The 12,749-nt window shown below is 63.0% G+C and carries 11 protein-coding genes; 7 read left to right on the plus strand and 4 right to left on the minus strand.

Annotated features, from left to right (window positions below):
* Window positions 1-27 precede the first annotated feature (27 nt).
* Together EPJ54_RS13235 and EPJ54_RS13240 are read left to right on the plus strand one after the other, a co-directional pair.
* Window positions 28-636: a 5-formyltetrahydrofolate cyclo-ligase gene (locus tag EPJ54_RS13235; protein WP_135212219.1), complete on the plus strand. Its 609-nt coding sequence runs from the start codon at window positions 28-30 to the stop codon at window positions 634-636.
* 39 nt (window positions 637-675) lie between these two features.
* The gene (locus tag EPJ54_RS13240) at window positions 676-1,422 is read left to right on the plus strand and encodes a YebC/PmpR family DNA-binding transcriptional regulator (RefSeq protein ID WP_135212220.1); all 747 of its coding nucleotides are present in this window, start codon (window positions 676-678) and stop codon (window positions 1,420-1,422) included.
* Between the two features lie 3 nt (window positions 1,423-1,425).
* Here the strand turns inward: EPJ54_RS13240 and EPJ54_RS13245 are convergent, their stop codons facing one another.
* Window positions 1,426-1,707 (minus strand): hypothetical protein, encoded by a 282-nt coding sequence (locus tag EPJ54_RS13245; protein WP_135212221.1) that lies wholly within the window; start codon window positions 1,705-1,707, stop codon window positions 1,426-1,428.
* A 39-nt stretch (window positions 1,708-1,746) separates the two neighbouring features.
* Window positions 1,747-2,325: a hypothetical protein gene (locus EPJ54_RS20085; RefSeq protein ID WP_239590925.1), complete on the minus strand. Its 579-nt coding sequence runs from the start codon at window positions 2,323-2,325 to the stop codon at window positions 1,747-1,749.
* A gap of 213 nt (window positions 2,326-2,538) precedes the next feature.
* Between EPJ54_RS20085 and EPJ54_RS13255 the strand changes: the two genes are divergently transcribed.
* Both EPJ54_RS13255 and EPJ54_RS13260 read left to right on the plus strand, forming a co-directional pair.
* Window positions 2,539-3,513 carry a complex I NDUFA9 subunit family protein gene (locus EPJ54_RS13255; protein ID WP_135212222.1) on the plus strand — a complete coding sequence of 325 codons (975 nt, stop codon included), beginning with the start codon at window positions 2,539-2,541 and terminating at the stop codon, window positions 3,511-3,513.
* A complete protein-coding gene (locus tag EPJ54_RS13260; protein WP_135212223.1) occupies window positions 3,510-4,187 on the plus strand; it encodes a hypothetical protein in 678 nt (225 codons plus the stop codon). The genes EPJ54_RS13255 and EPJ54_RS13260 overlap by 4 nt, the downstream gene beginning before the upstream one ends.
* Here the strand turns inward: EPJ54_RS13260 and EPJ54_RS13265 are convergent.
* Together EPJ54_RS13265 and EPJ54_RS13270 are read right to left on the minus strand one after the other, a co-directional pair.
* Window positions 4,150-4,605 (minus strand): DUF488 domain-containing protein, encoded by a 456-nt coding sequence (locus EPJ54_RS13265; protein ID WP_135212224.1) that lies wholly within the window; start codon window positions 4,603-4,605, stop codon window positions 4,150-4,152. The genes EPJ54_RS13260 and EPJ54_RS13265 overlap by 38 nt on opposite strands.
* A 21-nt stretch (window positions 4,606-4,626) precedes the next feature.
* Window positions 4,627-5,439 carry an undecaprenyl-diphosphate phosphatase gene (locus tag EPJ54_RS13270; protein WP_135212225.1) on the minus strand — a complete coding sequence of 271 codons (813 nt, stop codon included), beginning with the start codon at window positions 5,437-5,439 and terminating at the stop codon, window positions 4,627-4,629.
* Between the two features lie 168 nt (window positions 5,440-5,607).
* Between EPJ54_RS13270 and EPJ54_RS13275 the strand changes: the two genes are divergently transcribed.
* The 3 genes from EPJ54_RS13275 to queG are packed head-to-tail and all read left to right on the plus strand — an operon-like array spanning window position 5,608 to window position 12,741.
* The gene (locus EPJ54_RS13275) at window positions 5,608-7,041 is read left to right on the plus strand and encodes an NAD(P)-dependent oxidoreductase (RefSeq protein WP_135212226.1); all 1,434 of its coding nucleotides are present in this window, start codon (window positions 5,608-5,610) and stop codon (window positions 7,039-7,041) included.
* Between the two features lie 4 nt (window positions 7,042-7,045).
* Entirely contained in the window at window positions 7,046-11,578 is a 4,533-nt protein-coding gene (gene gltB / locus EPJ54_RS13280; RefSeq protein ID WP_135212227.1) for a glutamate synthase large subunit, read from the plus strand.
* A 44-nt stretch (window positions 11,579-11,622) separates the two neighbouring features.
* Entirely contained in the window at window positions 11,623-12,741 is a 1,119-nt protein-coding gene (gene queG, locus EPJ54_RS13285; RefSeq protein WP_135212228.1) for a tRNA epoxyqueuosine(34) reductase QueG, read from the plus strand.
* The last annotated feature ends 8 nt before the right edge of the window (window positions 12,742-12,749 follow it).

Here is a 12,749-nt window from a genome sequence, read left to right on the forward strand (position 1 = left end):
CGAGCCTAGCGAGGCGAAGGGGGTAGTTTGACGTCCGCGCCGCGCCCCGACCTCGAAGCCGAAAAGGCTGATGCGCGCATGTTGATGCGGGCCGAGCGCAATGCGGTGGACGCGCGTGACGCGCCGCTGAAGCTTATCGACAATTTCCCGCTGGAGCTGGCGCGCGTGTCGCCGGTCGCCGGCTATTGGCCTGTGGGCAGCGAGATCGATGGTCGCCCCTTGCTCGCGGCGCTCGCCAAGGTCGGCAATGTCGTGGCCTTGCCACGTATGGAGAGCCGCCAGGGGCCGGCCCGCTTTCTGGCGTGGCGCGGCTCCGAGGCGCTGACGGCGGATGCGTTCGGCGTGCCGTCGCCGCCGAAGGGCAGCCAGGAAGTAACCCCGCGCCTTATCCTGGTCCCGCTGATCGCCTTCGATCGCGCTGGCAATCGCTTGGGCCAGGGCGGCGGCCATTACGACCGGATCATCTCGCTCTACCGCGCCCACGGGGCGGTGGCTGTGGGTATCGCCTATGCCGAGCAGGAGATGGGCCTCGTACCCACCGGTTCCCATGATGCGCACCTGGATTGGGTCATTACGCCCAAAGAGGCGATCCGCTGCGTGCGTGGAACAGGTCTGCGCGGTTTGAGCGGGGCCTGACTGGCTTTTTCGAAGGCCCCCCGCTAGAAGCCTCGCCCCATGGCAGGCCATTCCAAATTCGCGAACATCCAGCACCGTAAAGGCGCGCAGGATAAGAAGCGCGCGTCGATGTTCACCAAGATCGCGCGCGAAATCCAAGCCGCAGTGAAGCTCGGCGGCGCCGATCCAAACGCCAATCCGCGCCTGTTCCGGGCGATGGCGTCGGGCCGCGCGGTCAACATGCCGAAGGACAATATCCAGCGCGCTATCGACAAGGGCTCGGGCGCCGGCACAGAGCAATTGGACGAAATCCGCTATGAGGGCTTTGGGCCCGGCGGCATTGGCGTGATCGTCGAATGCCTCACCGACAACAAAAACCGCACCGCGGGCGAAGTGCGCTCCGCCTTCTCCAAGCACGGCGGAAATCTTGGCGAAAGCAATTCGGTCTCGAACTCGTGGCGCAAAGTTGGCGAAGTGCGTTACGCGCTGCCCGTCGCCAGCGAAGACGCGATGCTGGAAGCCGCGATCGAAGCCGGCGCCGATGATTGCGTTGTTGAAGGCGAACACCACGTCATTACGTGCGAGATGAATGCGCTTGGCGGCGTGGCGCAGGATTTGGCCAAGAAGTTCGGCGACGCTGTTTCAGCAAAGTTCGTCTGGCGCACCGACATCGCCATCCCGATCGAGGGTGAAGCGGCGGAGACGCTGATGAAGCTGCTCACGCAGCTCGACGATTTGGACGACGTGCAGGACGTCTATTCTAACGAAGACATCAGCGACGAGGAAATGGCGCGCCTGAGCGCTTAAGCCTCAGCGGAAAAAATCGCGCAGATAATCGAACGCGATCCAGGCGGGCGGAATCATAAATCCGATCAACGCCGCCCAGAAGATCGTTACGAGTCCGCGCCAAAGCATGCGTGCAAAACGGCGCTTGCGGCCGATCACTTTGAAGCGCGCGTCGATGACTTTCGTGTCATCGATGGGCGCGGCTTCTGCTTCGCGCAATCGTGTCGTTTGCGACCGAGTCATGACGATCCGCTCTAGCACAAAACCTGGCGCAGAAATGGCGAAGCCGCCGATGCTTGTGGGCATCGACGGCTTCTTCACGCGCTACGGCAGCGGGGGAGGGGATTAGCCGTAGCGGTTATCTCGGTCGCGGCGTTCCGCTTCTACCCTATAACTAAGGCGGTCGAAGCGGCGATCAAGGTCTCGGCGCTCCGCCTGCGACAAACCGTTCCGACGATAGTCGCGCTCACGCATCGCGATATCTTGGAATTCGGCGCGCAGGCGATACGCCTCGGTGCGCGAGAGCGAACCGTCGCGCAGGCCAGCGTCGATGCGCGCATCAAGTGCGCGTTGGCGCTGGTTGATGTTTTGCCAGCCGCCGTTGCCGCGATCCTGGTTGTCGTGGCGGTCCCAGCGAATACGCGCGCTCAGCGCATCGAAGCGGCGATCGAGATCATCGCGTTCGCGTGCGGATAGGCCGTTCGACATACGGTACGCACGTTCGATGCGAACGATCTCCTGGAATTCCGCCCGCAATTGCGATGCCTCGCGGCGCGTCAGCGAACCGTTACGCACGCCAGCGTCGATGCGCTCATCCAGGCGCTCCTGGCGGGCGTTGATATTCTGCCAGCTCTGGGCGGATGCGGGCGCCGCAAACGCAAGCGCGCTCGCAGCAACCGCCATGGCCAAAAACCTCTTCATCATATGCTCCTCAGGCGTTTCCGCCCCTCGGCTAGTCAAAGCGGTTGCGCCAGCTTCGTTCCGCAGGAACATGAGCCAAGCTGACGCGCCCACACGGGTTCCAGTTGGTTGCCAAAAGTCGCGCAACACTTCATACCGCGACACAATTCGACCCTTATCCGGTTGCCGGCGCCGATTGTGCCTGGCCGGCCTGAACCGGACCTGATGGAGTGCTTCATGGCGGAACTGGTCGTTGTGTTCGGCGGCTCTGGCTTCATCGGAAAGCAGGTCGTGCGCGCGCTGGCCAAGCGCGGCAAGCGCGTCCGCATCGCCATGCGCCGCCCGCATCTGGGCGCCGAACTCCGCGTGATGGGCGATGTCGGTCAGATCCAACTCGTGCAAGCCAATTTGCGCTTTCCTGAATCGATCGACGCCGCACTCGAAGGCGCCGACGCTGTCGTGAACTTGGTTGCGGTGCTGCACGAAAGCGGCACGCAGAACTTTGAAGCGTTGCATGTCGAAGGCGCCCGCGCTGTTGCGGAAGCTGCCGCCAAGCGCGGCATCAAGCGCGTGGTCCATATCTCCGCGATCGGCGCCGCCGAGACGGGCGCTAAATACGCCCAATCGAAATACCAAGGCGAGCGTGCTGTGCTCGACGCTGTATCCACGGCGACGATCCTGCGCCCGTCGATCGTGTTCGGCCCGGAAGACGGCTTCTTCAATCGCTTCGCGCGCATGGCGCAGACGTCACTGGCGCTGCCGCTGATTGGTGGCGGCAACACGAAATTCCAGCCGGTGTTTGTCGGCGATGTCGCTGATGCTGTGTGCGCGGCGCTCGACAAAAGCCAAGCCCAAGGCCGCATCTACGAACTCGGCGGTCCGCGCACGTACACGTTCAAGCAATTGCTCGAATTCATCACCGCCGAAATCGCGCGTCCGCGTGCGCTGATTCCGCTGCCGTTCGTGTTCGCGTATCCGCTGGGCTTGCTGATTAGTTGGGCGTTCAAGCTGATCCCGTTCGCGGCGCCGCCGCTGACGGGCGATCAGGTGAACATGCTCCGCAAGGACAACATCGTCGGCGCCGACCCACTGGCGGGCACGATCCAAGAATTGGGCGTCACCTCGCTTGAAACGGTCGAGGCGATTGTGCCAGCCTATCTCTGGCGTTTCCGCCCTTACGGCCAATTTCAGACAAAGCAGAATCCCGCATGACATCGCGCGCCTGGGCCATCGCCGCTTCGATTTTCGGATTGGCGACGCTCGGCGTCTTTGTTGCGTTCAATTTTCTGCCTGATGTCGCCGCGGTGTATGCGCCCGGCGAGGCGGCGACGTATGTGAGCGCGTTCCAGCGCAGCACGACATTGGCCGATCTTGCGCAGGTGTTCGGCGATCCAGCCGATCCTGCGATCATAGCCGCGATGGATCAGCTCAACACGCTCGATCTCTACGCCTTCATCCCCTTATACGCGCTCTTCTTGATCGCGGCCGTTTTCATGCTGGGCGGCAATGCCATACTGAAATGGCTCGCCGTGTTCGCCGCGCTGATTGGCGCGGGCGGCGACTTTGTCGAGACGTATCAGCAGCTCCAACTCACTGCCGATTATCAAAACGCCGCGACGCATCTGCCGCTCATCGCGCCGATGCATTGGCTCAAATACGCCGGCATTGGCTTGAATGGAATTCTGGTGTCCGCGCTGTGCTTCACGGCCGAACGCAAGCGCTGGGTTCTCGGCGTCGTCGGCTTGCTCACGTTGCCAATCGTCGTCGCGGCCTATGCGGGCTTGGTCGAGCCGCGTGCCTTCACAGGCGCGGTCGCGCTCTATTGGACGACGCTGCTCGTGGTTTCGATTATCGCGGCGGTCCGGGCGAAAGGTGCGCCGGCTTAAGGCCGAATGCGCTGAGATGTTCGGCGACGATGGCGCGGTGGCAGGCGCGCCAATCGTGCTCCAAGCACATGATGCAGACGCGGCCTTTCTTGGCGAAATCGGCCGTTTCCGCCAAAGCGAGCTGGCTTTCCGGCTCCGCAAGCTTCGCTTCGAAAATGCGGCGCATGGTTTTGCTGTCGCCTTTGCGCGCCGCTTCGCGGCCGGCCTTGGGCGTGCCGAGCGGCTTCATGTGCACGTAAGCGATGCCGGCTTCGTCCAGGCTCGCAGCAAGAGATTTCTTCGAATAGCCAGCGCGACGTGAGTTTGCGACCTCGCGCACATCCACCAGCGTTTTGATCTTGGCTTCCTTCAGCGCCGCCACGAAGTCAGGCACGCCGACATTTTCGTAGCCGATGGTCCAGAGCTTGGATTGCGCCATGAGCTTCGCCTTTGAAGCGGCTTAGCCCAGCTGGCCCATGTAAACGCCGCCGAGCAGAAGCACGCCGATGCCAATGCGATACCAAGCAAAGGGCCCGAAGCCAATTCGCGTCACGAAGTCGAGGAAGGGCTTCACTACGATCGCCGCCGCAAGGAAAGCGAACACGAAGCCGACGCTGATCTCCGCGATGCGTTCCGGTGCGATCTGATCCTTCACCTTGATGAAGTCGTAGAAGAACGCCGCCAACATTGTCGGCATGGCGAGGAAGAACGAAAATTCCGCGGCCGCGCGGCGATCGAGGCCCAACAGCAAGCCGCCATAAATCGTCGCGCCCGAGCGCGAGACGCCGGGGATCATGGCGATACATTGCATGAAGCCTACGGCGACCGCGCGCCAGATCGGCGTCTCGGCCGCGTCCGTGACGACTGGCTTCGGCGCAAAGCGCTCCAGCAGCAGCATGGCCGCGCCGCCAATCACCAGCGCCCAGCCGATGACGACGAAGCTCTCATAAAGCACCGTCTTCACGTAATCGGCGGCGAAGAAGCCGATGCCGACGGCGGGCAGGAATGAGAGGAAAAGCATCAGCGCAAAGCGCCGCGCTTCGGGCTTGGTCGGCAGGCCTGTGATCACGTCGACAATGCGCTGCCGGTAAAGCCACATCACCGCCAGGATCGAGCCCAGCTGGATCATGACCGTGAAAACGCCGCCCGGATCGTCGTACCCGATCAGCTCCGCCCCGATCAGGAGGTGGGCCGTGGAGGAGACGGGCAGGAATTCGGTCAGGCCCTGCAGCACGCCGAGGAAAGCGGCGCGGAGTAGGTTCAGAATATCCAAGCAGGCGCCCCCAAAATGAGCCGAGGCGACCATGAAGCGCGTCGCACCGCGGCGAAAGTGCGAAAATCAGGCCAAAACCCTCATGCGAGGCAGCTTATTTCTTGAACAGAGCCCCAAACTCTGTCTAAAGGAAAATTATCCCGAAACTCGCGCCTTTGGAGGGCGTTCGTGGCCGAACGCATGCAAAAATTCGTGTCTGTGGGTCAAAAATGGCCCGAGAAGCGCACGGCGGCTGACCGCGCGGGCGATTTTCACGAGATTTATCGGGAGTTTATTGCCGAGAAGGCGAATGAGCAGGCGTCGCGCTGCGCCCAATGCGGTGTTCCGTTCTGCCAGACGCATTGCCCACTGCAGAACAACATTCCGGACTGGCTGAGGATGACAGCCGAGGGCCGTCTGGAGGAAGCCTACCAGCTTTCGGCCTCGACCAATTCCATGCCGGAGATCTGCGGCCGGATTTGCCCGCAGGATCGCCTCTGCGAAGCGGGCTGCGTGATCGAGCAATCGACGCATGGCTCCGTCACCATCGGCGCTGTGGAAAAATATCTGACCGACACCGCTTGGGAGAAGGGCTGGATCGCTGTGATCAAACCGCGCCGCGAGCGTGAGGAGAGCGTCGGCATTATTGGCGCAGGCCCCGCTGGCCTCGCCGCGGCCGAACGCCTGCGCCTGCGCGGCTATCAAGTGACGATCTATGATCGCCACGACCGCGTCGGCGGTTTGCTGATCTATGGCATTCCCGGCTTCAAGCTGGAGAAGGACATCGTCGAGCGCCGCACGCAGCGTCTGATCGAAGGCGGCGTGAAGTTCGTGCTCAATTGCAATGTCGGCGAGACGATCTCGTTTGAAGATCTGCGCGCGCAGCATGAGTCCGTGCTGATCGCGACGGGCGTTTACAAGGCCAAGCCGCTCAACGCGCCGAACGACCAGAGCGTGGTGAAGGCGCTCGATTATCTCATCACCTCCAACCGCGTCGGCCTCGGCGATGACGTGGCGGATTTCACCAGCGGCGCGCTCAATGCCGCCGGCAAGCGCGTCGTCGTCATCGGCGGCGGCGACACGGCGATGGATTGCGTGCGTACGGCTGTGCGCCAAGGCGCCAAGAGCGTGACCTGCCTCTATCGTCGCGACCGCGCCAACATGCCGGGCTCGCAACGCGAAGTGAAAAACGCCGAGGAAGAGGGCGTTGTGTTCGAATGGCTGGCAGCGCCGAAAGCGGTGCGCGCCGGCAAAAAGCCAGGTGTTGCGGCTGTCCGTATGCGTCTTGGCGCACCTGACACGAGCGGTCGCCAATCGCCGGAAGAAGTGCCGGGCAGCGAGTTCGATGTGGCCGGCGATCTCATCATCGCGGCCCTCGGCTTCGATGCGGAAGATTTGCCGGAAGCCTGGGACGCGCTCGATCTCAAGACGACACGTTGGGGCACGATCAGCGCCAATCCGCTGACCTACGCGACGAATTTGCCGGGCGTGTACGCCGCCGGCGACATCGTGCGCGGCGCCTCGCTCGTCGTGTGGGCGATCAAGGAAGGCCGCGAGGCCGCCGATGCGATCCACGCTCATCTTCAAGACCGCGCCCAAACGGCGCGCGTAGCTGCGGAATAAGTCCATGAACGGCGAACTTGAAATCGCGCGCTATATCCGCGAGCGCGACAGACTGGAACGCGACGGCCTCTATCGCGCCGAGGACGAACGCGACGCGTGCGGCGTTGGCCTCGTGGTCGCGCTCGACGGCAAACCACGCCGTGACGTGGTGACGCTTGCGATCCAGGCGCTGAAAGCGGTGTGGCACCGTGGCGCCGTCGACGCTGACGGCAAGACCGGCGACGGCGCTGGCATTCTCATCGATGCGCCACAAGATTTCTTTCGCGAGATTGTTGTCCGCACCGGACATACGCCGCGTCCAGGCCCGATCTTCGTCGGCCAAGTGTTTTTGCCGCGCCTTGATCTGGGCGCCCAGGAGCGCGCGCGCGTCATCATCGAGAGTGAAATTATCCGCGCCGGCTTCGTGATTTATTCGTGGCGCCAGGTGCCGGTCGATATTTCGCAGATCGGCGAAAAGGCCAACGCCACGCGCCCGGAAATCGAGCAGGTGCTCTTCCACGATCCGCAAGGTCGGGACGAGGAAACCGTCGATCGCGATCTCTTCATCTGCCGCCGTCGCATCGAAAAGCGCGCGCTCGCCTCGAATATTGCCGAACTCTATGTCTGCTCGCTCTCGGCGCAGACTTTGATCTACAAGGGCATGTTCCTCGCCCAGCAGATCGACACCTTCTATCCCGATTTGAAGGACGATCGCTTCGTCTCGTGCGTGGCGATCTATCACCAACGCTATTCCACCAACACGTTCCCGCAATGGCGCTTGGCGCAGCCCTTCCGCATGCTGGCGCACAATGGCGAGATCAACACGCTGAAGGGCAACGTGAACTGGATGCGTTCGCACGAAGTGCGCATGGCGTCCGACGCGTTTGGTGAGGCTGATGCGGATGTGAAGCCGATCATCCAGCCGAGCGGCTCGGATTCGGCCGCGCTCGATAACGTGTTTGAAGTGCTGGTGCGCGCTGGCCGCGCCGCGCCGATGGCGAAATCGCTGCTGGTGCCGGAAGCGTGGGCCAAGTCGCACACGATGAAGCCGAGCCATCGCGCGCTCTACGCCTATTGCAACGCGGTGATGGAGCCGTGGGACGGCCCGGCAGCACTCGCGATGTTCGATGGCCGCTGGGCGGTCGCGGGCTTGGACCGCAACGGCCTGCGCCCGCTGCGCTATGCGCTGACTGAAGATGGCTTGCTGGCGATCGGTTCGGAAACCGGCATGTGCCCGCTCGATGATCGCAAGATCACAGAGCGCGGTCGCATCGGCGCGGGCCAGCTCATCGCCGTCGATACGCACGAGGGCAAACTTTATCGCCACGACGAGATGATCGATGCGCTCGCTGCGCAGCATCCGTACGGCGATTGGCTCGAAAACGTCATCGATCTCGACAAGAAGCTCGAAGGCGCCGAGCCGCGTCTGTTTGAGGATCGCGCTGAACTGCTGCGCCGTCAGGCTGCCGCCGGCTTCACGATGGAAGACCTCGAGCTTCTGCTTCAGCCGATGATGGAAGAGGGCAAGGAAGCCATCGGTTCGATGGGCGACGACGCGCCGCTTGCGGTGCTCTCCGAACAAAACCGGCCGCTCTCGCACTATTTCCGGCAGAATTTCAGCCAGGTCACGAACCCGCCGATCGATCCATTGCGCGAGGGCCGCGTGATGAGCCTCGCGACACGCTTCAAGAACCTCGGCAATGTGTTGGCGCAGGACGAGACGCAATCGAACGTCTATGTGCTCTCCAGCCCAATCCTCACCAACGGCATGTATCAGCGCATGCTGACCGAGTTGGGTGATGAAGTCGTGCGCATCGATTGCACGTTTGCACCGCCCGCGCCCGGTGAAGACGCGGGCGTTGTGCTCCGCGCTGCAATCAACCGTATCCGCAGCGATGCGGAGAAGGCGATCAAAGCTGGCCGTTCGCACATTGCGTTGACGGATGAAGCGCAGGGGCCGGATCGCATCGGCTGCCCGATGATCCTGATCGTCAGCGGCGTGCATTCGTATCTGGCCCAAAAGGGCTTGCGTTCGTTCTGCTCGATCTCGGTGCGCTCGGCCGAATGTCTCGATCCGCATTACGCCGCGGTGCTGATCGGTTGCGGCGCAACCACTGTGAACCCGTATCTCGCGCTCGACACGATCGGCGATCGCGTCAACCGCGGCCTTTCCGGCGCCCTGACGCGCGAACAAGCGTGTGCGAATTATCGCGCGGCGTTGGAGGCGGGGCTCTTCAAGATCATCTCGAAGATGGGCATCTCCGTGATCTCATCCTATCGCGGCGGTTTGAACTTTGAAGCCATCGGTTTGTCGCGCGCGTTGGTCGACGAATTCTTTCCAGGCCTCACCAGCCGCATCTCCGGCGTCGGCCTCGCTGGCATCGCGTTCGAGGAAGTCGACAAGCACCGCACGGCTTATGATGAGGCGCTGACGGCGCTTCCGGTGGGCAGTTTCTATCGCTACCGCGCACGCGGCGAACGCCACGCGTTGGAAGCAGACTCGATCCACCAATTGCAGAAGGCGTGCGATACCGGTGATTACGTCGCTTACAAAAAGTACGCCGACAAAGTGCGCGAACGCCGCCTACGCGAACCGATTCAGCTGCGCGATTTGTTGGAAGTGCGTGAGAACCTCACGCCCGTCCCGCTCGCCGAAGTCGAAAGCGTCAACGAAATCCGTAAACGTTTCGTCACGCCCGGCATGAGCTTGGGCGCGCTCTCGCCCGAAGCGCACGGCGCCATGAACATCGCCATGAACCGCATCGGCGCACGCTCGGTGTCGGGCGAAGGTGGCGAAGTGCCCGAACGCTACAAGCCGCTGCCCAACGGCGACGATGCGAACTCTGCGATCAAACAAGTCGCTTCGGGCCGCTTCGGCGTCACGGCGGAATATCTCAATCAGTGTCGCGAAATCGAAATCAAAGTCGCGCAGGGCGCCAAGCCGGGCGAGGGCGGCCAGCTGCCTGGCTTTAAGGTGACCGAGCTCATCGCCCGCCTGCGTCACTCGACGCCGGGTGTGATGCTGATCTCGCCGCCGCCGCACCACGACATCTACTCGATCGAAGATCTGGCGCAGTTGATTTATGATTTGAAGCAGATCAACCCGGTCGCGCGCGTATGCGTGAAGCTCGTCTCGCAATCGGGCATCGGCGCGGTTGCCGCCGGCGTCGCCAAGGCGGGCGCGGACACGATCCTGATTTCCGGCCATGTCGGCGGCACGGGCGCGAGCCCGCAAACCTCGATCAAGTACGCCGGCAATCCGTGGGAAATGGGTCTCGCTGAAGCGCATCAAACCTTGATGCTCAACAATCTCCGTCACCGCGTACGCTTGCGCACCGATGGCGGTCTGCGCACCGGTCGCGACATCGTCGTCGCCGCTATCCTGGGCGCGGAAGAGTTCGGCATCGGCACAGCCTCTCTCGTCGCCGTGGGCTGTCTCATGGTGCGTCAGTGCCATTCCAACACATGTCCTGTGGGCGTTTGTACGCAGGATGAGGCCTTGCGCGCCAAGTTCACCGGCACGCCGGAAAAGGTCGTCAATCTGATGAGCTTCGTCGCCGAAGAAGTGCGCGAATTGCTCGCCGACATCGGCTTCCGCCGTTTGGAAGAAGTGATCGGTCGTACCGATCTGCTCGAACAAATCAGCCGCGGCGCCGAGCACCTCGACGATCTCGACCTCAACCCGCTGCTCGTGCGCGTCGATAGCCCGTACCCGGCCTATTGTACGCAGCTCGGCCGCAACGAGCCGCCGCCGTCGCTGGATCACCAAATCCTCGACAATGCGGCTGGCTTCTTCGAACGCGGCGAGAAGCGTCAGCTCGATTTCGCCGTGCGCAACACGCAGCGCGCCATCGGCGCGCGCGCCTCGGCGCACGTCGTGCGCAGGTTCGGCATGAATGGTCAGCGCGAAGGCCAGCTCACAGTGAATTTGCGCGGCTCATGCGGGCAAAGCTTGGGCGCGTTCCTGGTGCAAGGCATCGCGCTCGATGTGACCGGTGACTCCAACGATTATGTCGGCAAAGGCCTATCGGGAGGTCTCATCTCACTGCGTCCGCCTGCCGAAGAAGCCAATCGTCTCGGCGCCATCATCGGCAACACCTGCCTTTATGGCGCAACCAGCGGCAAGCTCTTCGCGGCGGGTCTCGCTGGTGAACGCTTCGCGGTGCGCAATTCGGGCGCGACTGCCGTTATCGAAGGCGCGGGCGCCAACGCGTGCGAATACATGACCGGCGGCACGGTCGTGATCCTCGGCAATCTCGGCGACAATTTCGGTGCGGGCATGACCGGCGGGATGGCGTTTGTTTACGATGCCGAAGATCGCTTCGAAGCGATGGCCAACCCGGATACGATCGTGTGGCGGCGCCTCGCATCCAAGCATTGGGAAGAGACGCTGGTGGCGCTGATCGATGAGCACGTGAAGCGCACCGGTTCGCCCCGCGCGGCTGAAATGCTCGCCAATTGGAAAGCCGCACGCGGCCGCTTCTGGCAAATCTGCCCGAAGGAAATGCTGCCGCGTTTGAGCCATGCACTGAGCGATAAGGCCGCCGTCGCCGCCTAATCGGCTGGCGGCAGCCCAAGCCCAGCGCTAAGAGCGGCCAACTCATGTTGGAGCGCGCGCTGCCTGGCGTCGACAAAACCCAAATCGCGGCCGCCGCCGCGCGCCTCGGCTTCGACGCCATTGGCGTGGCGGACGCGCGCGCGCCGTGGCAGGCGGCGGCGTGGCTGGAAGAATTTTTGCGCGAGGGTCGGCATGGCGACATGGCCTGGATGGCCCAGGATCGGCGCGCGCATCCGCAAGCGCTTTGGCCTGACGCGAAGAGCGCCATTGTCGTCGGCCAATCCTACGCGCCTGATGACGACGCCATCGCCCTGCTGGAGCGCAAGTGCGACGGCATCGTTTCCGCCTACGCCGCGCGGCGCGATTATCACGACGTCATCAAAGGCAAGCTGAAGCAACTCGCGCAATGGCTCGCGAAAGAGAGTGGCGAAGACGTCAAAGTGTTCGTCGACACCGCGCCGCTGATGGAAAAGCCGCTGGCGCAACGCGCTGGCCTCGGCTGGCAAGGCAAGCACACCAATCTCGTCTCGCGCGAGCATGGCTCGTGGCTCTTCCTTGGCGCCATCCTCAGCGCTGCGGAAATCGAACCGGACGAAGCGCAAGCAGATCATTGCGGCTCGTGCCGCGCGTGTCTCGATGCATGCCCCACAGCCGCGTTCCCCGCGCCGTACCAACTCGATGCGCGCCGCTGCCTTGCGTATCTCTCGATCGAACACAAGGGCCAGATCCCACGCGAATACCGGGCGCCAATGGGCAATCGCATCTATGGGTGCGACGATTGCCTCGCCGTCTGCCCCTGGAACAAGTTCGCGCAAGGTGCACGCGAGACCCGGATCGCGCTGCGCGACGATCTTCGCCTGGCGCCGCTCGCGGAGCTGGCCGCGCTCGATGACGCCGCCTTCCGCGCGCGTTATGCCGGTACGCCGGTGAAGCGCACCGGGCGCGACCGCTTCGTCCGCAACGTGCTCGTGGCTGTGGGCAATTCTGGCGATCCGGCGCTCGCAAGCGCAGCAGAGGCACGGCTTAGGGATGAATCGCCTTTAGTGCGCGGCATGGCGGTATGGGCGCTCGCGCGGTTGCTTGACGAGGCGGCCTTCCAGCGCCTCAAATCCGCCCACGCGACGCGAGAAAGCGACGCCAGCGTCACCGAGGAGTGGGGATGAGGCCGGAA

The sequence above is a fragment of the Vitreimonas flagellata genome (assembly GCF_004634425.1).
GTDB classification, from domain to species: Bacteria; Pseudomonadota; Alphaproteobacteria; order Caulobacterales; family Aquidulcibacteraceae; genus Vitreimonas; species Vitreimonas flagellata.

Excerpts from the sequence above, each read along its gene's own strand:
- EPJ54_RS13240 (WP_135212220.1), top strand. The coding sequence starts at position 676 with ATGGCAGGCCATTCCAAATTCGCGAACATCCAGCACCGTAAAGGCGCG.
- EPJ54_RS13245 (WP_135212221.1), bottom strand. The coding sequence starts at position 1,707 with ATGCCCACAAGCATCGGCGGCTTCGCCATTTCTGCGCCAGGTTTTGTG.
- EPJ54_RS20085 (WP_239590925.1), bottom strand. The coding sequence starts at position 2,325 with ATGATGAAGAGGTTTTTGGCCATGGCGGTTGCTGCGAGCGCGCTTGCG.
- EPJ54_RS13255 (WP_135212222.1), top strand. The coding sequence starts at position 2,539 with ATGGCGGAACTGGTCGTTGTGTTCGGCGGCTCTGGCTTCATCGGAAAG.
- EPJ54_RS13260 (WP_135212223.1), top strand. The coding sequence starts at position 3,510 with ATGACATCGCGCGCCTGGGCCATCGCCGCTTCGATTTTCGGATTGGCG.
- EPJ54_RS13265 (WP_135212224.1), bottom strand. The coding sequence starts at position 4,605 with ATGGCGCAATCCAAGCTCTGGACCATCGGCTACGAAAATGTCGGCGTG.
- gltB (WP_135212227.1), top strand. The coding sequence starts at position 7,046 with ATGAACGGCGAACTTGAAATCGCGCGCTATATCCGCGAGCGCGACAGA.
- queG (WP_135212228.1), top strand. The coding sequence starts at position 11,623 with ATGTTGGAGCGCGCGCTGCCTGGCGTCGACAAAACCCAAATCGCGGCC.